Consider the following 19,481-nt stretch of genomic DNA (forward strand, 5'->3'; position numbering starts at 1 on the left):
ACGTTGACGGGTGCGAATGTTGACGGGTGCGAATGCGGCGGCAGCGCGCCCGCGAGCCGATTCCCCCAACGTGACCGCGCCAGCCATATCCCTGTCGCAAAAGGGAAAGTTCAAGACATGCACGGAAAAGCGGAAAGTTTGGCCAGATCAGATGATTCACCACACAGGTTGTCCATCTGACGCGCTCGATCCGCACGCCGCAGGTGGACCTCCATATTCGACAGCAGACAGGAGACCACATGGCGAAAGTCGTCAGGATTTATGAAACGGGCGGGCCCGACGTCCTTCGTTTTGAGAACGCCACGGTTGGTGAGCCGGGACCGGGCGAGGTCCGTGTCCGTCACGTGGCGGTCGGTCTGAACTTTGCCGACACATACTTTCGCAGCGGCCTCTACAAGGTTCCCCTGCCCAGCAGCATTGGCAACGAAGCCGCCGGCGTGATCGAGGCCGTAGGTAGCGGCGTCACGCATCTTGCCGTCGGCGATCGCGTGACCTATACGGGCTTTACACCCACGCTGGGCGCCTACAGCACCGACCGATTGATCTCCGCCGACCCGCTGATCAAGCTGCCGGAAGCCATCAGTTGCGAAGTCGCGGCGGCCATGACCATGCGGGGATTGTCAGCCGCGTACCTGATGCGCCGGATCTATCCCTTCAAGGCCGGCGACACCATCCTGCTCCATGCGGCCGCGGGTGGTGCCGGCCTGATCCTCTCGCAATGGGCCAAATTGCTGGGGCTGACCGTCATCGGAACGGTTTCCACCGACGCCAAGGCCGAAGTGGCGCGCGCCCATGGTTGCGACCACACCATCAACTACAGCCATGAGGACGTGGCCAAGCGCGTGCGGGAACTGACGGATGGCGTAGGCGTGTCCGTGGTCTTCGACAGCGTGGGCAAGGACACCTTTATGTCGTCGCTGGACTCACTCAAGCGCCGTGGCCTGCTGGTCTGCGTGGGCTTCGCCTCCGGAGCCGTCCCGGCATTTGACCCGGCAATTCTGGCCCGCAAGGGCTCCGCGTATCTGACGCGACCGGGCCTGGCCGACTACATCGCCGATCCCGCCGAAAAGGCGGAGCTGGTCGATGAGCTGTTCGGCCACGTGGCCGCAGGCCGCATTCGCATCGACATCAATCGCCGCTACGCGCTAGAGGATGCCGTGCAGGCGCATCGCGACCTTGAGGCTCGCAAGATCGTCGGTTCGTCCATTTTCGCAATCTGACGGTTGCCCTTCCCTGGGGAGCATCCCGTTCGCCATCCCCGCTATTCATCATTCATCCGGAGACCCATCCATGCATTTCCTTGACGGCCACCTGTACCCCGAGAACCAGCAACCGCTGATCATCACCGCCGCACCGTATGCGCCGGGCTGGATTCCCGAAGATTTCCCGGAAGACATTCCGGTCACCATGGAAGAACAGATCCAGAAGGCGGTGGACTGCTACGAAGCCGGCGCCAGAGTGCTGCATCTGCACGTGCGCGAGGCCAACGGCAAGGGCAGCAAGCGTCTGTCGATGTTCAATGAGCTGATTGCGGGCGTGCGCGCCGCCGTGCCGGATATGGTGATCCAGGTGGGCGGCTCCATCAGCTTCGCGCCGGAAGAGGGCCAGGACGCCAAATGGCTCAGCGATGACACGCGACACATGCTGGCCGACCTCGATCCGAAACCCGATCAGGTGACGGTCACCGTCAACACTTCACAGATGAACGTGACGGAACATGCCGGTCTCGACGACTTCAAGGGTGTCTCGCGCGGCTTCCCGCACCTCTACAAGACCTACAAGGACATGGTCGTGCCCTCGAACCCAAGCTGGGCCGAGGAACACATCCGGCGTCTGACCGCGGCCGGCATCCAGAGCGAGTTCCAGTGCTACAACATCAATAGCTTCGAAACGATCGAGCGAATGATTCGCCGCGGCGTCTACAAGGGGCCACTGGTGATGAACTGGGTGGCCATCAGTGGCGGCATGGATCAGGCGAACATCTTCAACCTGGCAAATATGCTGCGAGCCGTGCCGGACGGCGCCGTGGTAACGGTGGAGAGTTCGGTACTGAATGTGCTGCCCATCAACATGATCGGCATCGCGCTGGGCCTGCACGTTCGTTGCGGCATCGAGGACGTGCTCTGGAACCAGTCCCGCACTGGAAAGATGAGCTCCGTCGAGCAAATCAAGCAGTTGGTGCGCATCTCCCGCGAATTCGGTCGCCCCATCGCCACAGCCAAACAGACACGGGAAATCCTCAAGCTTGGGGTCTTCTACGACACCGTGGAAGAGACGCTTCAGGCCAATGGCTTCTCGCCGAATCGCAACGGCGCAAACCAGGGTTTCCTGCGCAAGCAGGAGAACTTGCCGTCCTGAAGTCAGCCCGGCGGGCCGGACGCCAGCCCCTGCCCCCGGGGCTGGCATCGACCTCACGCATCGACCTCACACATCGGTTGAGCGACCGTCAAAAGACCAAGTACATGGAGGTAGACAATGGCATTACGCATGCAAAAGCCGACTGCGGTCGTGCTGGGTGCTGCGGCGCTTCTGGCGCTGTGCGCTTCAGCGCAGGCACTGGCTGAGGACGTCTGGCCCTCGCGCCCGATTCAGATGGTCGTGGCGTCGTCGGCAGGGTCCGGAGTCGATGCGCTGGCGCGCCTGATGGCGCAACGTCTGTCGATCGCGCTGAAGCAACCTGTCGTTGTCGATAACCGGCCCGGCGGCAGTGGCGTGATCGGGACCAACGCTGTCGTCAAGGCGCCTGCTGACGGATACACGATCCTTTACACCACGGCATCGAACATGGTCGTTGCCCCGGCCGTCCTGAAGACCATCCCCTACAACCCCAAGAAAAGCCTCGTACCCATCGCCGAGACGGCCTCGGGTGGCGTGGTACTGCTGGTGAGCAACGACTTGCCGGTCCATAGCCTGCCGGAACTCATCCAGCTGCTCAAGGCGAACCCGGACAAGTACGGCTACGCAACCTGGGCCACGGGATCGTCGGGCCAGTTGATGATGGAATGGCTCAAGAAGCAGACCGGCATGAAGACCGATCACGTCCCGTATCGGACTTCGACCCAGTTGCTGACCGACCTGTCCTCGGGAATCGTGAAGATCGGTTGGACAGACCCGGGCGCGCCAGTCCCATTCCTGCGCTCCGGGAAGGTCCGCGCCATTGCCATTGCCGGCAACGTTCGCGCGCCGCAGCTACCGGACGTCAAGACCATGGGTGAACAGGGCTACGCGTTCGATGCGGTGGGCTGGTTCGGCATGTTCGCACCGGCAGGAACCAACCCGGCGATCGTGAAGCGGTTGTCCGATGAGGTCAACAAGGCCCAGGCATCCCCGGATCTCGCAGCCACGATGAAGGCCATGAACTTTGGTCCCCCGCCTGTGAAGACAGCGGTGCAATTCGGCGAGACGGTCAGCCACGACCTCGATGTCTGGTCGAAGATCGCCACCGATGCGGGGATTCAGATCGACTAGTGGAAAAACGACCGCCAGGCGCCCACGGTGCCCGGCGTCTTGCGTCGACGGCGAGTGGAATTCGCGACGCAAAGCGGAGCAAGCCGTTGATCTGCCTTGCCCGTAGCTCTACTGCAAATCCAAGCGCAAGACAGGACGAACGCCATCGCTCACACAAAGGGCGAGAGCCGCGCTCGTCCATGGGTAAACGCGCGGGTTCTGCGCAAGAAAGGGAACCGGACTTCGATTCGGACCTGGCAACGTTCCAGGCCGGTGGCGCCCGCGCGTTACCAGCCTGGAAACCAAAACAATGAACGTGGAGGAGTGCTGGTGAACAAGAGACTTTTTGCCCTGGCCGCCGCTTGCGCGTGTGGCGCGGCCAACGCGCAATCGAGCGTGACCTTGTACGGTGTGGTCGATGTGAACGTGGAATACGTCAACCACGTTGGGGCCGTGCCGCAGGCAGGTAACGGTTACAACCCCGGTCCACCCCAGACGGTGTTTCGCGAGAATTCTGGCGGCTACTCCGGATCGCGTTGGGGTCTTCGCGGCGTCGAAGACCTCGGGGGCGGCCTGAAGTCGATCTTCGTGCTGGAAAACGGCTTCAATGCCGATACCGGCACGCTGCAACAGGGTGGACGCATGTTTGGGCGCCAGGCCTTCGTGGGCCTCGACACACGCTTCGGTGTGTTCACGTTCGGCCGACAGTACCAATCGATTTTCTCCACCATGGCCAACTTCGTCCCAGCGCGATATGCCACGCAATATGAGCCGACGGGTGTGGTGGCAGGGGCCAATTTCCGCCAGGACAACACGGTCAAGTACTCCGGGACGTTCGGCCCCTTCACCGCGCAGGCGGACTGGTCGTTCGGGGTTGGCACGACGCTGCCGTCCACCTACCCCACGGTGCCGACGGCGGGTGGTGCCGGTGAAGTACCGGGCCAGTTCCGCCGCGATTCGGCCTATGGTGTCGCCTTGAGCTATCAGGCTGGGCCGGTCGGGCTGGGTATTGGCTACGACCAGTGGAATCCGACCATCGGCACGGGCAATGGCACATTCAAGAAGGCCGTTGTCATGGCCAGCTACGCGTTCAACGATACGGCGAAGCTGATGGGTGGTTACCGATGGGGGCAGAACAAGGATCCGGGCGGCACGACGATCCTGCGCGATGACTTCTACTGGATTGGTGGCCAATACCGCTTCTCGTCGGCGCTGGATTTCACGCTCGAGTATGACTATCAGAACGTGAAGAACCTGGGTGGCAACAACAGCGTGGCCAACCCCTGGCAGATTGCCCTGATCGCAGACTATGCTTTCTCCAAGCGGACCGACGTGTACCTGACCACGGCATACAGCAGGAACGCCGGCCTGGCGATGGAATCGGCAGCGAGCGGCTTCGCGACCAGCCTGGCGTTGGGCAATTCCTATGCGCTGGCCAACGGACAGAAATCCATGTTCGGCGCGGCATTGGGGATTCGACACGTGTTCTGAGCGTTCGGCCGGAAGCGCCTTGAGGTGACTTGAGGCGACTTCCGGCTTCACTGACGTTGTCCGCATACTGGGGAGAGCGAACCATGGATCTTGGTCTGAAGGACAAACGAGCGATAGTCACCGGCGGCAGCCGGGGTATCGGCAAGGCGATTGCGCTCCAGCTCGCGCAAGAAGGCGTCGACGTGGTGGTGGCAGCCCGTGGACGCGCGGCGTTGGAAGCGACGGCTGCGGAGCTGGCGACGCTGACAGGAAGACGGATCGTGCCACTCGCCGTGGACACTTCCAGCAAGGCTTCCGTGGACAGCATGGTGAACCAGGCCATCGCCGCATTGGGCGGCATCGATATCCTGGTCAACGCCGCTGCATTGCCCGGTGGAATCTCATCGGCCTCCCGGCTCGATGAAATCGACGATGCGCAAGCCATTGAAGACATCGACATCAAGGTGATTGGCTATCTGCGCACCGCGCGGGCGCTCGCGCCACACCTGATTGCCAATGGCTGGGGACGGATCGTGAATATCGGTGGCCTGGCGATCTATCGCACCGGCCGCCCCATTGCCACGCTGCGCAACGTCGGCGTGGCTGCGATCACCAAGAATATGGCGGATGAACTCGGGCCGAAGGGCATCAACGTCACGGCGGTCCATCCCGGAGCGACACGGACGGAGACAACCGACGCGGCATTCGAGGCCTGGGCCGCAGCAAGGACCTCGCTGGGCCGCATTGTGGAAGCCCGCGAGGTTGCGGCCGTCGTGGCATTCCTTGCATCGCCAGTGAGTGTGGCGATCAATGGCGATGCCATTTCTGTCGCTGGCGGGAGCCCCGGCACCATCCGGTACTGATCGCTACTGATCGCTGCAGCACGCGCCGAAGCCCCGGCATTCCCGGGGCCCTAGACCGCGCCCCGGGACACCGCCGACTTACCCAGCGGTCTTCCCGCCGTTCACATGAAGGATCTGCCCCGTGATTTACGTCGATTGATCGGATGCCAGGAACAGAATCGCATCGGCGACCTCTTCCGGGGTGCCAACGCGCCCGGCAGGGATCGTCGCAGCGACGGAGGCAAGCCGATCCGCGCCACCGGCAATGCGCCCGAGCATGGCCGTTTCAATCGGGCCCGGCGCCACGGCGTTGACGCGGACATTCGCCTGGATGACATCAAGGGCCGCGGACTTTGTCAGGCCCTCGATCGCGTGCTTGCTCGCCACATACATCGGATTGCGCGGATTGCCGCGACTGCCCATCGTGGACGACAGATTGACAACGACTCCGCGCTGTTGCCCGATCATTGCTTTCAGCTCGTGCTTCATGCAAAGGAACGTCCCAAGGACGTTCGCATCGAACGTCGTCGCGTACGACTGGACGGTCTGCTCGACGATCGATCCCGGTGTGCCTTCCGTCCCGGCACTGTTCACTGCGATATCGAGGCCGCCAAAGCGCTCGATGGCATGACTGACAAGACGCATGACATCGTCCTCACGGCTGACATCGGCCGCCAGAAAGTCCGCTTCCGCGCCCATCTCCCGAAGTTCGGAGATGAGGGCGTCTCCGGCTGCGGCATTCCGCCCGGAACAGACCAGCCGCGCGCCCTTGGCTGCAAAGGCAAGCGCCGTCGCACGGCCGATGCCGGCGGTCGCGCCGGTAATCAAGACAACAGGATGAGACATGAGCGTTTCCTTGGATAAGTCAGGCGAGACTGTTCGTGAGCCCTTGGGGAAGATCGGCCGGTCAGAACGCGACGGCATCGCGGCCCTTTAGCTGCAGCATGTCGCGGGCCTCGTCCGGCGATGCCACGTCGAGGTTCAGCGACTTCAGAATGCCAACCACGCGTTTGACCTGGTCGGCGTTGCTGGTGGACAGCTTGCCGCGGTCCTCCCAGAGTGAATCCTCCAGGCCAACGCGGACGTTTCCGCCCATCGCCGCCGCCATCGATGCAATCGGCATCTGGCTGCGACCGGCGCCGAGCACGGACCAGTAGTAGTCCTTGCCGAACAGGCGCTCCGCGGTGCGGCGCATGTGCATGACATCGTCGGCGTGCGTGCCGATGCCGCCCAACAGGCCGAACACGGACTGGATGAAGAAAGGCGGCTTGAGGATGCCGCGATCAATGAAGTGCGCGGCCGTGTAAAGGTGGCTCGTGTCGTAGCACTCGATCTCGAAGCGTGTGCCGTTGTCGGCGCAGGATTCGAGGATGTAGCGGATCTCCTTGAACGTGTTGCGGAACACACGGTCCTCGGAGCCTTCGAGGTAGGGACGTTCCCAGTCGTGCTTGAACGTCGCGTGCCGGGCGAGCATCGGATAGAGACCGAAGTTCATGGACCCCATGTTCAACGAGGCAACCTCGGGCTTGAGTTGCAGCGCCGGCTGCAAGCGTTCTTCCACCGACATGTTGGGGGCGCCACCAGTCGTGAGGTTGATCACGACGTCCGAACGGGCCGCGATCCGTGGGAGAAACGCACGAAAGAGGGCCGGGTGTTGCGATGGCTGGCCATTCTCCGGGTTTCGCGCATGGAGATGGACAATGGCCGCGCCAGCCTCCGCCGCGGCAACGGCCTCGTCTTCGATCTCCCTGGCGGTGATGGGGAGATAAGGCGACATTGTGGGGGTGTGAATACTGCCGGTCACGGCGCAGGTGACGATCACCTTGCTCTGTGGTGCTGCCATGGTGGATGCCCTCCGTTATTTCGCTCGAAAATGAACTGCCCGGTGCGATGTCGCATGCTACGGAACTTGACCTTCGCAGGCCGCTGCTACGGCCGGAATGTCGCGAATTGGAAAGTGAATGTCCTGCCGAAGTAAGCATGGATGCCGGGAACACCAGATACTCGTTGTCAGGCACTTACAAGACAGCAGGAGACATGGAAATGAAGATCAGGCAAATCACCCCTGCCATCGGGGCCGAGATTTCCGGCGTCAACATCGGCGAGGCGGCGCGCGATCCGGCAGTCTTCGCCGAGATCCGCGCGGCGCTGCTCAAGCACCGGGTCCTCTTCTTTCGCAAGCAGGAAATCACGCGCGCCGACCACGTGGCCTTCGCCAGTGGCTTCGGCAAGCTGGAAGACCATCCCGTGGTTGGCAGTGTTCCGGACTACCCGGGGCTGGTGAAGGTCTACCGTAGCGACAACCCGCACAGCTTCGAGAACAGCTATCACTGCGACGGTCTGTGGCGTCCCAACCCCGCCATGGGGGCTGTCCTGCGCTGCCTCGAATGTCCCGAGATCGGCGGTGACACCATCTGGGTGAACATGGTGAAGGCGTACGAGGAACTCCCCGATGAGATCAAGTCGAAGATCGACGGCCTGCGCGCCAGGGCCAGCATCGAACACAGTTTCGGGGCGGTAATGACGCCGGAGAACCGCGCGAAGCTGGCGCAGGATCATCCACCGGTGGAGCATCCTGTGGTGCGCACCCATCCGGAAACCGGCGAGAAGATCCTGTTCGTCGGCGCCTCGTTCACGACGCACTTCACCAACTACAGCACGCCGGCCAACGTGCGCCATGGCATCGATAAATCGCCTGGCGCCTCGCTGCTGCTCAACTACCTGACCAGCCGCGCCACCATTCCGGAATACCAGGTGCGCTGGGCCTGGCAGGAGGGCGATGTCGCGGTGTGGGACAACCGCAGCACGCAGCACTACGCCGTCAACGACTACTATCCGGCGCCGCGCAAGATGGAACGCGCCGGCATTGTCGGTGATATCCCGTACTGAGCTGAAAGACAGAGGAGAGTGCATTCCATGACATCCGGAAATCAGCCAACGGTCGTGATCGTTCCCGGCTTTCGCGATCACATGCCGGAGCACTGGCAGTCACTGCTTGCGGAGCGCCTGCAGCAGCAGGGGCGAGCGGTGCGCATCGTGCCGCAGATCGATCACGACAAGAGGTTGCGCCGCGCGAGAGTGGAGAACCTCGAGCGTGTCGTCAGCGGCATCCCAGGGCCGGTCATCCTCGTCGCGCATAGCGTGGGCTGCCTGATTACCGTTCACTGGGCACAGGAGACGAAGTGCGCGGTGCAGGGCGCGCTGCTTGCTGCGCCGGCCGACTTTGACAACCCCTTGCCGCCCGGATACACCGATCCGCCGACGCTGGCAAAGGAAGGCTGGACGCCGATTCCACGCCGCCCGTTGAAATTCCCGAGCATCGTGGTCGCAAGCCGCAATGATCCGCTCGGAAAATTCGAGCGAATCCAGGAACTGGCGCAGGCGTGGGGCAGTCGTTGCATCGACGCTGGAGAAGTCGGGCATCTCGGACCTGTGGATGGCTTTGGCACATGGCCGCTGGCGGAAGAACTGGTTCAGCAACTCTGAGTCAACGCATCGCGGCGCTGGCAACCAGCGCCGCGATTCACCATCGATTCACCATCAGTCCGGCTTGAAGTGGATGGAGCGCAGCAACGCGCCCTGACGCTCGTACGACTCGCGCACATCCTTGAGAAGCTCATCGGTGGTAGCCGTCGAACCGGGCTCCATACCCATGTCCTCGAGCCTTGGCCGGAGCGTCGGAGATTGCGTCACCTTGAGCGTCGCGTCACGCATTTTCGTCATCACGGCTGGCGGCACGCCCTGGGCAGACCAGATCCCCATCCAGCTCACGTCCTGCAGGTCTGGATATCCCGCCTCGGTGAAGGTCGGAACGTCAGGCAGCGCGACCATTCGCCTGGGCGATGCCACCGCATAGGCCCTGAGCTTCCCCGCCTTGATGAACGGCAGCGAAGTCGCCGGACCGTCGAACATGAGCGGCACCTGTCCACCCATCACATCCTGCAGCGCGGCCGGTGAGCCCTTGTAGCTCACGGTGCCGGCATCGAGCCCGGCAACGCGATTGAACTGCACACCCATCGTCTGACCGCGCGTGCCGAAGCCGAAGTTCGCATAGTCGAACTTTCCCGGCTTCGACTTCACGTACCTGACCAACTCACCGAGGTCCTTCGCGGGCAGATTGGGATTCCCGACGAGAACGAGACCATATTGCGTAAGCTGAGCAATCGGGACGATGTCCTTGAAAGGGTCGTAGGACACCTTGATGGCATGAGGCACTTCCGATGCGATCCCCTTCTGGATCAAGAGGAACGTGTAGCCGTCTCGCGGCGAAGCCAGCATGGTCTGGACGGCGATGGTGCCCCCCGCGCCCGCCTTGTAGTCGACGATGACCGGTTGGCCAAGCGATGCCTGCAACTCACGGGCAACGAGGCGTGCCACGATATCCGCCGTACCACCCGGGGGAGCGCCTACGAGTATCCGCACGGGCCTGGTGGGCCAGTCGGCGGCCCGGGCCGCTTCCATGGCCGGCAGCGCAGAACCAAGGACGAGTGCGAGCGCCATGGCCTGGCGGGCACCGTGGGTGATCCATGTCATCGGGGGCTCCTTTCTATCGGACGGGGGTCATCATCGCCATCGATGTGACGATTGCTCAAGGACTCCCGATTCGGATCATCCCGCCCTACCCTCCTTCCCGCTTTGCCTATCGCGTCGTGATTTGGCTTTTGGCGACAGCGATTCCAACGCGGAAAGCCGGGGATCGCCGATGAGGCGAATGCAGCGCAAACAACCTTGCCTTCGCGCCTGAAGCTCGGGATTCCTCCCGCTTGACAACCCATTGCCGCTGTCTATCATGGGCTGTCATTCCATGGTCAGTTCCCGATGTCGTTACTTGTCCGGGCCGCAGCCCTCACCAACTACAGCGAGGTCGCTCGTGCCGCCGGGCTCGATCCGGTGCGGATGATGATGGACGCAGGAATCAGCCCGAGCGTGCTGCGCGAACCAGATCTCATGATTCCCGTCGAGCGTTACGGTCGCCTGCTTCAGACCTCCGCAACCATGTCGGGCAACGAGAGCTTCGGGTTGGCCATGGCCGAGTCGCGCCTGCTGTCCAATCTCGGGGCGGTCGGCATGCTGATCCGCGACCAGGCGACGCTGCGTGATTCCCTCACCTTGCTGATGCGCTATCAACCGTTGCTCAACGGCGCGCAGTCACTGGCGGTCGAGGATTGCGGCGGACGGGTCATCATTCGCGAGGTGCTGATCGCCGGCAACGCCCATCAGCCAACTCGCCAACGAGTTGAACTGGCGCTTGGGGTCATGGTGCGGTTGATACGTCAGCTCATCAAGGCCGACTGGCAGCCGCAACGCGTGTGCCTGGAACATCCCGCGCCGCACGACCTGAGCGCGCACCACCGGTTCTTCGGTCCCCACGTCGAATTTGATTGTGACTTCAACGGCATCATCTGCGCGAAGGCCGATCTCGATGCGCGCAACCCGTGGGCCGATCCGGCCATGGCGCGCTACGCACAGCAATTGATAGACGAGTCGGCCGTCATGCAACAGGCGACGATGTTAGAGGACGTGCGGCGCACCATCCTCCTGCTGTTGCCCAGTGGCCGCTGCAGCGCCGAGCAGGTCGCCGATCACCTGGGCGTCGTGTGCCGCACGGTCCAGCGCCGGCTGGCCGAACGTGGGCAGAGCTTCTCGTCGATGGTCAATGAAATCCGTACGGAGCTCGCGACGCGTCATGTCATCGAGAGCGATCGTCCATTGACCGAGGTGGCGACCCTCCTCGGCTTTTCCGCGCCGAGCGGATTCTCGCGCTGGTATCACGTGCAGTTCGGTTGCAGCCCCAAGGAGAGCCGGGCCGCGAATGGGACCGCACGCCGACAGACCACGTCCTCGCAAGCGAGCAATGCGTGATGCTGGCCGCAGCTGATCACGCGTAAGCGGCGACCGGAGAATCAGCCACTAGCCAGCACGATCCGGCCGATCTTCTTCACGCCGGTCCATCCCCCCAATGACAGCCACACGCGGCAGCCATCAGGCAATCCTGATCGGGCTTGCGCAATAACCCACAAAAAAACCCCGCGTGCGCTTCACGCGCACGCGGGGTTCATCGGACTTCGGTTCGTTCCTCGGCGTGGCCGCCGAGGAACATCGACACTTAGATCGACACCGTGTCCGCGACTTCCTTGAAGTCTTCGATCTGGTCGAAGTTCATGTACTTGTAGATCTTGTCGCCGTTAGCGCTCAGCACGCCCATGTCGGCCATGTACTCTTCCTTGTTCGGAATACGACCCAGGCGCGAGCAGATGGCAGCCAGTTCGGCGGAGCCGAGATACACGTTCGTGTTCTTGCCCAGACGGTTCGGGAAGTTACGCGTCGAGGTCGACATCACCGTCGCGCCTTCGCGCACCTGTGCCTGGTTACCCATGCACAGCGAGCAGCCCGGCATTTCGGTACGCGCGCCAGCCGTGCCGAACACGCCATAGTGGCCTTCCTCGGTCAGCTGCTTCTGGTCCATCTTGGTCGGCGGGGCCACCCACAGCTTCACGGGGATGTCGCGCTTGCCTTCCAGCAGCTTCGAAGCGGCACGGAAGTGGCCGATGTTGGTCATGCACGAACCGATGAACACTTCGTCGATCTTGGCGCCAGCCACGTCGGACAGCGTCTTCACGTCGTCCGGGTCGTTCGGGCAGGCCACGATCGGCTCGTGCACGTCGGCCAGATCGATTTCGATCACGGCGGCGTACTCGGCGTCGGTGTCCGGCTCCAGCAGCTTCGGATCGGCCAGCCATGCTTCCATGGCCTTGATACGGCGCTGCAGGCTGCGCGGGTCCTGGTAGCCTTCGGCGATCATCCACTTCAGCAGCGTGATGTTGCTGTTGATGTATTCGATGATCGGTTCCTTGTTCAGGCGCACCGAGCAACCGGCGGCCGAACGCTCGGCGGAGGCGTCGGACAGTTCGAAGGCCTGTTCCACCTTCAGGTCGGGCAGACCTTCGATTTCGAGGATACGGCCCGAGAAGATGTTCTGCTTGCCTTGCTTGGCCACGGTCAGCAGACCCTGCTTGATCGCGTACAGCGGAATGGCGTTGACCAGGTCACGCAGCGTCACGCCAGGCTGCATCTTGCCCTTGAAGCGGACCAGCACCGATTCCGGCATGTCCAGCGGCATCACGCCAGTGGCGGCGGCAAAGGCAACCAGGCCCGAACCGGCCGGGAAGCTGATACCGATCGGGAAGCGGGTGTGCGAGTCGCCGCCGGTGCCCACGGTGTCGGGCAGCAGCATGCGGTTCAGCCACGAGTGAATCACGCCGTCGCCCGGACGCAGCGAGATACCGCCACGGGTGCTGATGAACTGCGGCAGCGTGTGGTGCGTCTTCACGTCCACCGGCTTCGGATAAGCGGCGGTGTGGCAGAACGACTGCATCACGAGGTCGGCCGAGAAGCCCAGGCAAGCCAGATCCTTCAGCTCGTCGCGGGTCATCGGGCCGGTGGTGTCCTGCGAGCCCACCGAGGTCATCTTCGGTTCGCAGTACGTGCCCGGGCGGATGCCCTTGCCTTCGGCCAGGCCGCAGGCGCGGCCGACCATCTTCTGGGCCAGCGTGAAACCCTTGCCGGTGTCGACCGGGTTCTGCGGCAGGCGGAACAGCGTCGACGGGGCCAGGCCCAGCGACTCGCGGGCCTTGGCGGTCAGGCCACGGCCGATGATCAGCGGAATGCGGCCACCGGCGCGCACTTCGTCGAACAGCACGTCCGACTTCACCTTGAATTCAGCGATGACTTCGCCATTCTTCAGGGCCTTGCCTTCGTAGGGACGCAGTTCCACCACGTCGCCCATTTCCATCTTCGACACGTCGAGTTCGATCGGCAGCGCGCCGGCGTCTTCCATCGTGTTGTAGAAGATCGGAGCAATCTTGCTGCCCAGGCACACGCCACCGAAACGCTTGTTCGGCACGAACGGGATGTCTTCGCCGGTGAACCACAGCACCGAGTTGGTGGCCGACTTGCGGCTGGAGCCGGTACCGACCACGTCGCCAACATAGGCCACCAGGTGGCCCTTGTCCTTCAGCGACTCGACGAACTTGATCGGGCCACGCTTGCCGTCTTCTTCCGGCTGGAACGCGGCGCCTTCGCGCTTGTTCTTCAGCATGGCCAGCGCGTGCATCGGAATGTCCGGGCGCGTGGTGGCGTCAGGGGCCGGCGACAGGTCGTCGGTGTTGGTTTCGCCCGGCACCTTGAACACGGTGATCGTCAGCGATTGCGGCAGTTCCGGACGGCTCGTGAACCATTCGGCGTCGGCCCAGCTTTGCAGCACGGCCTTGGCATTGGCGTTGCCCTTGTCCGCCTTTTCCTTCACGTCGTGGAAGGCGTCGAACATCAGCAGCGTCTTCTTCAGCGCCTCGGCAGCCACGGTGCCCACTTCGGCATCGTCCAGCAGCTCGATCAGCGGCGAGATGTTGTAGCCGCCCAGCATCGTGCCGAGCAGTTCGGTAGCGCGGGCGCGCGAGATCAGCGGGGTCTTTTCCGAACCCAGGGCCACGGCGGCCAGGTACGAGGCCTTGACCTTGGCGGCGTCATCCACGCCTGCAGGCACGCGATAGGTAATCAGGTCCAGCAGCGCCTGCTCCTCGCCCGCCGGCGGGTTCTTGATCAGTTCGATCAGGTCGGCGGTCTGCTTGGCGGTCAGAGGCAGAGGGGGAATGCCAAGCGCAGCGCGTTCGGCGACATGGGCGCGATAGGTATCAAGCATAGGAACCTGCTGGTAATAGGGTTGTAACGGTACTGCCGTCTCTGTGAGGACTGGTGCGCAAGGCGGCCAGTTGCGCGTGATTGTAGACCGAAGTCCCCGTCAGATCAAATGTCTTATATCTTATATAAGAGTCGACACAAGCAAACCGTTACAGATCAATTACTTACCGAAACACGATTCATCTGCCCCCGCAAGCACTTTGCCGGAGCCCCACTTGACCGCACGGCGCCGCGCGGACGGACCTTGTGACTCGGCCGCCGTGCAGGTCTTAAGTTCCGCTCATCACATTCGTTAACCAGCAAGGAGGCGCAAATGGCGCTCCTATGCACCCGTGCGCCCGACGTCCGCCCAGCTCAAACGGCCAAGCTGAGCGGGATTCCCCCTTTTTATCGGCCCTTTGCTTGCCTGCAATTCGGGAAGAATGCAGGCATTCCGACACAGGCATCTCATGGCGAACACGCTTTCCCCCTCCCAGACCGGTGGCACCCCGAGCAAGCGCGGCCGGCTCCTGCTGATCGGCGGCGGTGTGCTGGTGGTGGCGCTGGGCGTTGGCGGCTTCGTGCTGGGCAACATCATCGGTGGCAGCCGTCAACCGGCGGCTCCTGCTGCCCCGGTGGTGCCGCCGCCGATCTTCGTGCCGCTGGATGCGTTCACCGTGAACCTCAAGAGCGAGGATGGCGACCGTTTCCTGCACACCGGCCTGTCTCTGAAGGTGGCGGACAGCGACACCCAGGCACGGCTGTCGCAGTACCTGCCCGAAGCGCGCAGCCGCATCCTGCTGCTGCTTTCGGCACGCCAGCCAGCCGATCTCGCCACCGTCGAGGGCAAGCAGAAGCTCGCGCGCGACATCCAGGCGACCATCAGCCAGCCGTTTGCCGCAGGTCTGCCGCCGCAGAAGATCCTGGACGTCTTGTTTACATCGTTCGTGGTGCAGTAAGCCGTGTGCCTGCCTCGCGAACCCTGAACCAAATCCGATATGAAACTGCCCGCCGAACTTCACCTCTGCCGCCGCATCGCGCGCGGCGCCTGAAGCCGGCCATGGACCGTTTCATCCTTAAAGCCGTTCACGGGGCAGGACACTAGATGGCCTACGACAAGTTCCTCTCGCAGGACGAGGTAGATGAACTACTGAAAGGCGTGTCGGGCGAATCCGATGCGCCCGTGGCAAGCGCGCCGGTCGCCGACGATGGCGGCGTGCGTCCGTACAACCTGGCCAACCAGGAGCGCATCGTCCGCGGCCGCCTGCACACGCTCGAGATCATCAACGAGCGTTTTGCCCGCGCCCTGCGCACCGCGCTGTTCAACTTCATCCGCCGCGGCGCCGACATTTCGGTAGGCACCGTGCGGATCGAGAAGTACGGCGATTTCGTGCGCAACCTGCCCGTCCCGACCAACCTGAACCTGGTCCACATGAAGCCGCTGCGGGGCACCGCGCTATTCGTGTACGACCCGAACCTGGTGTTTCTCGTCGTCGACAACCTGTTCGGCGGCGATGGCCGCTTCCACACCCGCGTGGAAGGCCGCGACTTTACCCAGACCGAGCAGCGCATCATCCGCCGCATGCTCGACCTCACGCTTTCCAGCTACGGCCAGGCCTGGCGCACCGTGCATCCGATCGAGTTCGACTATGTCCGCTCGGAGATGCACACGAAGTTCGCCAACGTCGCCGGCCCGAACGATGCCGTGGTCACCACCGCGTTCCACATCGAACTGGGCGCCGTGGGCGGGCAGCTTCATATCTGCATCCCGTTCTCGATGATCGAGCCACTGCGCGATCTGCTGATGAACCCGCTGCAGGACGAGGTCGAGGTGGACAAGCGCTGGCTCGGCCAGCTCTCCAACCAGCTACGTGCCGCCGAAGTGGAACTGGTGGCCGAATTCACGCACCTGCGCAGCACCGTGGCCGAGGTCCTGGCCATGCGCGAAGGCGACGTGCTGCCGATCGAACTGCCGGAACACATCTTCGGCAAGGTGAACGGCGTGCCCGTCGTGCAGTGCGGCTTCGGCACCATGAACGGCCAGTACGCGCTGCGCGTGGAACGGATGCTCAATTACCAAGACAGCGATTCCAACAAGGAAACCGATCATGACTGACGGCACCCAGGACAAGCCGGTCGATCCAATGGACGACTGGGCCAGCGCCCTCGCGGAGCAGACCAGCGCCGAGCAGGCAACGTCCACTGCCGCGCCGGCGCCCAGCGCTGCCGCACCGGTGGCGCAAGCCATGCCTGCCGCCACGCCGGCAGCTTCCACGGTATTCCCGCCGCTGGCGCAGGAAGCGCCGCCGGGGTTCCACAACGATATCGGGATGATTCTCGATATTCCCGTGCAGCTCACGGTGGAACTCGGCCGCACCAAGGTACCCATCAAGAACCTGCTGCAACTGGCGCAAGGTTCGGTCGTGGAGCTCGACGGCCTGGCCGGCGAACCGATGGACGTGCTTGTCAACGGCTACCTGATCGCCCAGGGCGAAGTGGTGGTGGTCAATGACAAGTTCGGCATCCGCCTGACGGACATCATCACGCCGTCGGAACGTATCCGGAAGCTCAACAAATGATGGTTGCCGCGCGCCGGCTTGCCGCGGGCATTGCCCTTGCGGGCGTTGCCGCTTCCGGCGCGCAGGCTGCCGACGTCGTGCTCAGCACGGCCCAGGCGGGCACGCCCACCGGCGGCGCCGCGACCAACACCACTACCAGCGCCACGACTAGCAACACCGGCGCCAACGCTCCCGTCATCAGCAGTGGGGCCAGCCTGGCGCAAGCCGGTCTGGGCCTGTTCGCCGTCATCGCGCTGATCCTGGCGATGGCATGGGTGGCGCGGCGCGTCGGCCTGGTGCGCCAGGGCTCGGGCAATGCGTCGATGAAGGTGGTCGGCAGCCTGATGCTTGGTCCGCGCCAGAGGGTGGTCACGGTGGAAGTGGGCGGTACCTGGCTGGTGCTTGGTGTGTCGCCCAATGAAATCCGTCCGCTTCACACGCTGGAAGCACAACCGCACACCGGTTCTCCGGACGATTCGCGGCCGGGCTCCCAGTCGGACTCAGGAATGCCCCGGAACATGCAGGGCGGATTCGGCGAGCGACTGATGCGCGCCATGCAGGAAAACCTCAAGAAATGAACTCGCTGCGTGCCGACGTCGCACGGCATCCCGCGCGCCTGCCGCGCGTGGCCGCCACCCTGCTGGCATTGCTGCCGCTCGTGCTGTGGCTCGCGCCCGAATCGGCGCTGGCCCAGTCGCTGCCCGGCGTAACCAGCCGGCCGGGACCCGGCGGCGGCCAGACCTGGTCGTTGTCGATCCAGACGCTGGTCCTGCTGACATCACTGTCGTTCCTGCCGGCGGCCATGCTGATGATGACGGGCTTCACCCGCATCATCATCGTGCTGGGCCTGCTGCGCAACGCGCTGGGCACGGCATCGTCGCCGCCCAACCAGGTACTCGTGGGCCTGTCGCTGTTCCTGACGTTCTTCGTCATGTCGCCGGTGTTCGACAAGGTCTACACCGACGCCTACCAGCCGCTCTCCGAAAACAAGATCAGCCTCGAGACCGCCGCCCAGCGCGCCGCCGTGCCGCTACGCGCGTTCATGCTGCGCCAGACCCGCGAGAAGGACCTGGCGATGTTCGCGCAGATGGCCAAGACGCCCGAACTGCAGGGCCCCGAGGACGTGCCGTTCACGGTGCTGGTGCCGGCGTTCGTCACCAGCGAACTGAAGACCGCGTTCCAGATCGGCTTCACGATCTTCATCCCGTTCCTCATCATCGACCTCGTCGTGGCCAGCGTGCTGATGGCAATGGGCATGATGATGGTGCCACCCGCCACCATTTCGCTGCCGTTCAAGCTGATGCTGTTCGTGCTGGTCGATGGCTGGCAACTGCTGCTGGGCTCCCTGGCGCAGAGCTTCATGAACTGACCGGAGGCCCGCCATGACACCGGAAATGGTGATGACCATCGCCACGCAGGCGATGAAGATGACGCTGATGCTGGCCGCACCGCTTCTGCTGGTGGCGCTGGCGGCGGGTCTGGTGGTGAGCCTGTTCCAGGCCGCGACGCAGATCAACGAAATGACGCTGACCTTCATCCCCAAGCTCATCGCGCTGTTCGCGACGATGGTGCTGGTCGGCCCGTGGATGATCAACACCTTCGTGGACTACATGCGCCAGGTGTTCCAGAGCATCCCCGCCCTGGCCCACTGATCCGGCCGCCGTACCCTTTTCCCTTTTCCTTCCCAATAGCTCGCCGTGATCGAGGTCACCACCGCCCAGATGTACGGCTGGATCGCCACCTTCCTGTGGCCGATGTTCCGGATGCTGGGGCTGATCTCTTCCGCGCCGCTGCTCAGCGAATCGACGATTCCCCGGCGTCTCAAGATCCTGCTGGCAGCCGCTCTTTCGATAATCATCTCCCCTACGATCGGCAATATCCCCACCGTGCCGGTCTACTCGCTCGATGGCCTGCTGATCGTCCTCAACGAAGTCGGCATCGGCTTGTCGATGGGCTTCGCAATGCGCCTGGTATTTGCCGCGGTGCAGATGGCGGGTGAAGTCATCGGCCTGCAGATGGGTCTGTCGTTCGCGTCCTTCTACGATCGCGCGGCCGGCGGCCAGACCATGGTGCTGTCACGCTTCCTGAACATGGTGGCCATGCTGCTGTTCCTGGCGCTCGACGGTCATCTGATGATGCTGGCCGCGCTGATCGACAGCTTCCAGGGCCTGCCCATCTCCGGCGTGCCGCTCTCCGGGCACGGCTGGGGCGTGCTGGCTCGCGCGGGATCGATGATCTTCTCCGCCGGTACCCTGCTTTCGCTGCCGATGATCGCGGCACTGCTGACGATGAACCTGGCCATGGGCATCCTGAACCGTGCCTCGCCGCAGCTTTCGATCTTCGCCGTGGGCTTCCCCGTCACGCTGCTGGGCGGCATGCTGGTCCTGGCGCTGGTGATGCCGCACATGGGCGCCTACATGCAGCACCTGATCGAAAGCGGCCTGCAGACCGCCGCCACCGTGCTCGACCAGCTCGCGCCCTAGCGATC

General features: G+C 63.4%; 19 protein-coding genes. 15 read left to right on the forward strand and 4 right to left on the reverse strand.

Features of this window, described 5'->3' with window-relative positions; translation table 11 throughout:
• Positions 1-239 precede the first annotated feature (239 nt).
• The 5 genes from RN01_RS04640 to RN01_RS04660 all read left to right on the forward strand — a co-directional run bounded on the left by RN01_RS04640 (position 240) and on the right by RN01_RS04660 (position 5,780).
• Entirely contained in the window at positions 240-1,220 is a 981-nt protein-coding gene (locus RN01_RS04640) for a quinone oxidoreductase (protein WP_017512410.1), read from the forward strand.
• Between the two features lie 70 nt (positions 1,221-1,290).
• Entirely contained in the window at positions 1,291-2,358 is a 1,068-nt protein-coding gene (locus tag RN01_RS04645; protein WP_017512411.1) for a 3-keto-5-aminohexanoate cleavage protein, read from the forward strand.
• A 117-nt stretch (positions 2,359-2,475) separates the two neighbouring features.
• Positions 2,476-3,468, forward strand: coding sequence for a tripartite tricarboxylate transporter substrate binding protein (locus RN01_RS04650; protein ID WP_024570027.1), 993 nt, complete (start codon positions 2,476-2,478; stop codon positions 3,466-3,468).
• Positions 3,469-3,777: 309 nt separating this feature from the next.
• On the forward strand, positions 3,778-4,938 hold the full coding sequence (locus tag RN01_RS04655; protein WP_024570026.1) for a porin: 1,161 nt from the start codon (positions 3,778-3,780) through the stop codon (positions 4,936-4,938).
• Positions 4,939-5,021: 83 nt separating this feature from the next.
• A complete protein-coding gene (locus RN01_RS04660; protein WP_017514075.1) occupies positions 5,022-5,780 on the forward strand; it encodes an SDR family NAD(P)-dependent oxidoreductase in 759 nt (252 codons plus the stop codon).
• A 126-nt stretch (positions 5,781-5,906) separates the two neighbouring features.
• Here RN01_RS04660 and RN01_RS04665 read toward each other — a convergent pair whose 3' ends face one another.
• Positions 5,907-6,605, reverse strand: a complete 699-nt coding sequence (locus RN01_RS04665) for an SDR family NAD(P)-dependent oxidoreductase (RefSeq protein WP_017514076.1) — start codon at positions 6,603-6,605, stop codon at positions 5,907-5,909.
• Positions 6,606-6,666: 61 nt separating this feature from the next.
• Positions 6,667-7,602 carry a 3-keto-5-aminohexanoate cleavage protein gene (locus RN01_RS04670; protein WP_017514077.1) on the reverse strand — a complete coding sequence of 312 codons (936 nt, stop codon included), beginning with the start codon at positions 7,600-7,602 and terminating at the stop codon, positions 6,667-6,669.
• Positions 7,603-7,802: 200 nt separating this feature from the next.
• On the opposite strand from RN01_RS04670, the gene RN01_RS04675 reads away from it, so the two are divergent.
• Together RN01_RS04675 and RN01_RS04680 are read left to right on the forward strand one after the other, a co-directional pair.
• Positions 7,803-8,648 carry a TauD/TfdA family dioxygenase gene (locus RN01_RS04675; protein ID WP_017514078.1) on the forward strand — a complete coding sequence of 282 codons (846 nt, stop codon included), beginning with the start codon at positions 7,803-7,805 and terminating at the stop codon, positions 8,646-8,648.
• Positions 8,649-8,675: 27 nt separating this feature from the next.
• Entirely contained in the window at positions 8,676-9,245 is a 570-nt protein-coding gene (locus RN01_RS04680) for an alpha/beta hydrolase (protein WP_017514079.1), read from the forward strand.
• 54 nt (positions 9,246-9,299) lie between these two features.
• On the opposite strand, the gene RN01_RS04685 is transcribed toward RN01_RS04680, so the two are convergent.
• Positions 9,300-10,292: a tripartite tricarboxylate transporter substrate binding protein gene (locus RN01_RS04685; RefSeq protein WP_024570025.1), complete on the reverse strand. Its 993-nt coding sequence runs from the start codon at positions 10,290-10,292 to the stop codon at positions 9,300-9,302.
• A gap of 285 nt (positions 10,293-10,577) precedes the next feature.
• Between RN01_RS04685 and RN01_RS04690 the strand changes: the two genes are divergently transcribed.
• The gene (locus RN01_RS04690) at positions 10,578-11,621 is read left to right on the forward strand and encodes an AraC family transcriptional regulator (RefSeq protein ID WP_024570024.1); all 1,044 of its coding nucleotides are present in this window, start codon (positions 10,578-10,580) and stop codon (positions 11,619-11,621) included.
• Positions 11,622-11,865: 244 nt separating this feature from the next.
• Here the strand turns inward: RN01_RS04690 and RN01_RS04695 are convergent, their stop codons facing one another.
• Positions 11,866-14,457 (reverse strand): bifunctional aconitate hydratase 2/2-methylisocitrate dehydratase, encoded by a 2,592-nt coding sequence (locus RN01_RS04695; RefSeq protein WP_024570023.1) that lies wholly within the window; start codon positions 14,455-14,457, stop codon positions 11,866-11,868.
• A gap of 448 nt (positions 14,458-14,905) precedes the next feature.
• Between RN01_RS04695 and fliL the strand changes: the two genes are divergently transcribed.
• The 7 genes from fliL (at position 14,906) to fliR (ending at position 19,476) form a co-directional block, all read left to right on the forward strand.
• Complete coding sequence (gene fliL, locus RN01_RS04700) at positions 14,906-15,394, forward strand: flagellar basal body-associated protein FliL (RefSeq protein WP_017514583.1); 489 nt, start codon at positions 14,906-14,908, stop codon at positions 15,392-15,394.
• Positions 15,395-15,540: 146 nt separating this feature from the next.
• The gene (gene fliM / locus RN01_RS04705) at positions 15,541-16,551 is read left to right on the forward strand and encodes a flagellar motor switch protein FliM (RefSeq protein WP_017514582.1); all 1,011 of its coding nucleotides are present in this window, start codon (positions 15,541-15,543) and stop codon (positions 16,549-16,551) included.
• On the forward strand, positions 16,544-17,014 hold the full coding sequence (gene fliN / locus RN01_RS04710; RefSeq protein ID WP_017514581.1) for a flagellar motor switch protein FliN: 471 nt from the start codon (positions 16,544-16,546) through the stop codon (positions 17,012-17,014). The genes fliM and fliN overlap by 8 nt, the downstream gene beginning before the upstream one ends.
• Complete coding sequence (gene fliO, locus RN01_RS04715; RefSeq protein WP_017514580.1) at positions 17,011-17,571, forward strand: flagellar biosynthetic protein FliO; 561 nt, start codon at positions 17,011-17,013, stop codon at positions 17,569-17,571. Before fliN ends, fliO begins: the two co-directional genes overlap by 4 nt.
• The gene (gene fliP, locus RN01_RS04720; RefSeq protein WP_011519706.1) at positions 17,568-18,362 is read left to right on the forward strand and encodes a flagellar type III secretion system pore protein FliP; all 795 of its coding nucleotides are present in this window, start codon (positions 17,568-17,570) and stop codon (positions 18,360-18,362) included. Before fliO ends, fliP begins: the two co-directional genes overlap by 4 nt.
• Positions 18,363-18,375: 13 nt before the next feature.
• Complete coding sequence (gene fliQ, locus RN01_RS04725; RefSeq protein WP_011519707.1) at positions 18,376-18,645, forward strand: flagellar biosynthesis protein FliQ; 270 nt, start codon at positions 18,376-18,378, stop codon at positions 18,643-18,645.
• 45 nt (positions 18,646-18,690) lie between these two features.
• Positions 18,691-19,476: a flagellar biosynthetic protein FliR gene (gene fliR, locus RN01_RS04730; protein ID WP_024570022.1), complete on the forward strand. Its 786-nt coding sequence runs from the start codon at positions 18,691-18,693 to the stop codon at positions 19,474-19,476.
• The last annotated feature ends 5 nt before the right edge of the window (positions 19,477-19,481 follow it).

The organism is Cupriavidus sp. SHE, assembly GCF_000812445.1.
In the GTDB taxonomy this organism is placed as follows: domain Bacteria; phylum Pseudomonadota; class Gammaproteobacteria; order Burkholderiales; family Burkholderiaceae; genus Cupriavidus; species Cupriavidus metallidurans.

Excerpts from the sequence above, each read along its gene's own strand:
- RN01_RS04660 (WP_017514075.1), top strand. The coding sequence starts at position 5,022 with ATGGATCTTGGTCTGAAGGACAAACGAGCGATAGTCACCGGCGGCAGC.
- fliQ (WP_011519707.1), top strand. The coding sequence starts at position 18,376 with ATGACACCGGAAATGGTGATGACCATCGCCACGCAGGCGATGAAGATG.
- fliO (WP_017514580.1), top strand. The coding sequence starts at position 17,011 with ATGATGGTTGCCGCGCGCCGGCTTGCCGCGGGCATTGCCCTTGCGGGC.
- fliL (WP_017514583.1), top strand. The coding sequence starts at position 14,906 with ATGGCGAACACGCTTTCCCCCTCCCAGACCGGTGGCACCCCGAGCAAG.
- RN01_RS04650 (WP_024570027.1), top strand. The coding sequence starts at position 2,476 with ATGGCATTACGCATGCAAAAGCCGACTGCGGTCGTGCTGGGTGCTGCG.
- RN01_RS04690 (WP_024570024.1), top strand. The coding sequence starts at position 10,578 with ATGTCGTTACTTGTCCGGGCCGCAGCCCTCACCAACTACAGCGAGGTC.
- RN01_RS04640 (WP_017512410.1), top strand. The coding sequence starts at position 240 with ATGGCGAAAGTCGTCAGGATTTATGAAACGGGCGGGCCCGACGTCCTT.
- RN01_RS04645 (WP_017512411.1), top strand. The coding sequence starts at position 1,291 with ATGCATTTCCTTGACGGCCACCTGTACCCCGAGAACCAGCAACCGCTG.
- RN01_RS04695 (WP_024570023.1), bottom strand. The coding sequence starts at position 14,457 with ATGCTTGATACCTATCGCGCCCATGTCGCCGAACGCGCTGCGCTTGGC.
- fliP (WP_011519706.1), top strand. The coding sequence starts at position 17,568 with ATGAACTCGCTGCGTGCCGACGTCGCACGGCATCCCGCGCGCCTGCCG.
- RN01_RS04665 (WP_017514076.1), bottom strand. The coding sequence starts at position 6,605 with ATGTCTCATCCTGTTGTCTTGATTACCGGCGCGACCGCCGGCATCGGC.
- RN01_RS04685 (WP_024570025.1), bottom strand. The coding sequence starts at position 10,292 with ATGACATGGATCACCCACGGTGCCCGCCAGGCCATGGCGCTCGCACTC.
- fliN (WP_017514581.1), top strand. The coding sequence starts at position 16,544 with ATGACTGACGGCACCCAGGACAAGCCGGTCGATCCAATGGACGACTGG.
- RN01_RS04680 (WP_017514079.1), top strand. The coding sequence starts at position 8,676 with ATGACATCCGGAAATCAGCCAACGGTCGTGATCGTTCCCGGCTTTCGC.
- fliM (WP_017514582.1), top strand. The coding sequence starts at position 15,541 with ATGGCCTACGACAAGTTCCTCTCGCAGGACGAGGTAGATGAACTACTG.
- RN01_RS04675 (WP_017514078.1), top strand. The coding sequence starts at position 7,803 with ATGAAGATCAGGCAAATCACCCCTGCCATCGGGGCCGAGATTTCCGGC.
- RN01_RS04670 (WP_017514077.1), bottom strand. The coding sequence starts at position 7,602 with ATGGCAGCACCACAGAGCAAGGTGATCGTCACCTGCGCCGTGACCGGC.